General features: G+C 78.7%; 1 protein-coding gene. It reads right to left on the bottom strand.

The window, feature by feature from the left end:
* Positions 1 to 1,618 (bottom strand): PAS domain-containing protein (locus VR45_RS39500; RefSeq protein ID WP_045944796.1); only part of this gene is annotated, 1,618 nt, incomplete at its 3' end.
* Positions 1,619 to 1,917: the final 299 nt, after the last annotated feature.

The raw sequence follows: 1,917 nt of genomic DNA on the forward strand, positions 1-1,917 counted from the left end.
CGACCTCGGTCCAGTGCTGGGCGGACACGTCGTGGTAGGCGCCGCGGATCGCGCCGAGGTGCCCGTCCTCGTCCAGGACCGGTTCGGCGATCACCCGGGTGTAGCGCTGGGAGCCGTCCGGGCGGACCAGCCGGAACACCGCGGAGGCGGTGCGCAGACGGTGCTGGACGGTGTCCACCAGTCGGCGGACGGCGGGCCCGTCGTCGGGGTGGGCGTGCCGGGCGAGCCGGGCGAGGGGCACGGCGGACTCCGGCGGCAGGCCGAACAGCTCGCTCAGGCCCTCGCTCCAGAGGATCCGGCCGCTCCCTGGCTGTTCCTCGAACCCGGCCACCCGGGCCAGGCGTTGGGCCTGGCGCAGCAGGTCGGTCTGCTCGGACTCGCCGGACCGGTCGGTGTCGCGCTGCCAGGTGAGGAGGAGGTGCGGGCCGAGCGGGGCGACCGCGATCCGCAGGACGGCGGGTACGGCGATCCCGCCGCCCTGGAAGACCAGGCGCAGCCGGTCGTCGGTCCGGGGTTCGCCGGTCTCGTGCGCCCTCAGCAGCGGTTCCAGCAGGCCGGTGGCGCAGGCCATCGGATAGGTCTCCAGGAGGGAGGTGCCGTCCAGGCCGCTGCGGGGGCGGCCGAGCGGGTCCCGGAACAGCCGGTTGGTGCGCAGGACGGTGAAGTCCACGACCCGGCCGTCCCGCAGGACGGGTTCGAGCAGCAGGGCCGGGTCGAGCAGGCCGTCGAGCAGGTCCGCCTCGCGCTCGGGCGGCACGGGGGGTTCCGGGTGGCCGAGGACGGTGGCGCAGAGATCGGCGAGGGCGCGGAGCCGACGGCGCTGCGGCGGGCCGAGGACGGGCGCGGGGCCGGGCCAGAGCACTTCGAGGGCTCCGAGACGACGGCCGTCGGCGAGCAGCGGGAGGACGGCCCGGGGGGTGGCGGCTCCCCCGGCGACGGGTCCGGTCGGCGCCGGGGTGTCGGGCCAGCGGTCCTCGCCGCTGGTGACGGCCTGCCGGGCGGGGGTGTCGATGCCGGGGGGCACCCGGCTCCAGGCCTCGGCCTCCTCCAGGGGCAGGCCGGCCTCCAGGGGCAGGCCGGCCTGGGCGGCGAGGGCGAGGCTGCCGCCGGGCAGCCGTTGCCAGACCAGCACGGCGTGGGCGCCGAGGGGGGCGGCGCCCTGCCGGAGGACGGCCTCGACGGCGTCCGCGAGGTCGGGGACGGCGGCGAGCGCCCGGGCGGGGGCCGGTGGGGCGGGTGACCCGACGGGTCCGGGCCGGACGGCGGGCCCGGGCGCATCGTGGGACCCGGGCGCGCCATGGGGCCCTGACGGTCCGTGGGGCCCGGACGGTCCGGATCGGTCGTCCCGGGCGGGCGCCTCGGCCGTCCGTCCGACGATGTCGGCGGCCAGGGTGGCGACCGGCACCCCGGCCTCCCGGGCGAGCGCGGCCAGCCGGGCGGCGGCCTCGGCGGGCGACACGGTCAGCCGCTCGGCGAGCATGCCGGTGGCGAGGTCGACCAGCGCGCGGGCGCCCTCCTCGGCGCGCATCCGCTCCACGGCGTGCTGGAGCCGCCGGACGGCCCCGGCGAGCTGCCGCGCGACGGCGCCCTGTGCCTCGGCCGCGGCGGGGGCCTCCACGGGGTCGGCGCCGTGCGCGGGCGTTGCCGGCGAACCCGGCGGTCCCGGCATCCCTGACGGACCGGCCGGACCCTCCGGAGCGGCCGGACCCTCCGGACTCGCCGGACCCCGCGCACCCGACCGACCGCTGTACCGGGGGCCGTCGGTCATGACACGTCCAGCCAGTGCCGCATCCGCTCCAGCAGCAGCGTGGTGTCGACCGGCTTGCTGACATGGTCGTCGGCGCCGGCGGCGAGGCTCTTGGCCCGGTCACCGGCCATCGCCTTGGCGGTGACGGCGACGACCGGGATCCGGGCGAA

It is taken from the genome of Streptomyces sp. NRRL S-495, assembly GCF_000966955.1.
Classification (GTDB): domain Bacteria; phylum Actinomycetota; class Actinomycetes; order Streptomycetales; family Streptomycetaceae; genus Kitasatospora; species Kitasatospora purpeofusca.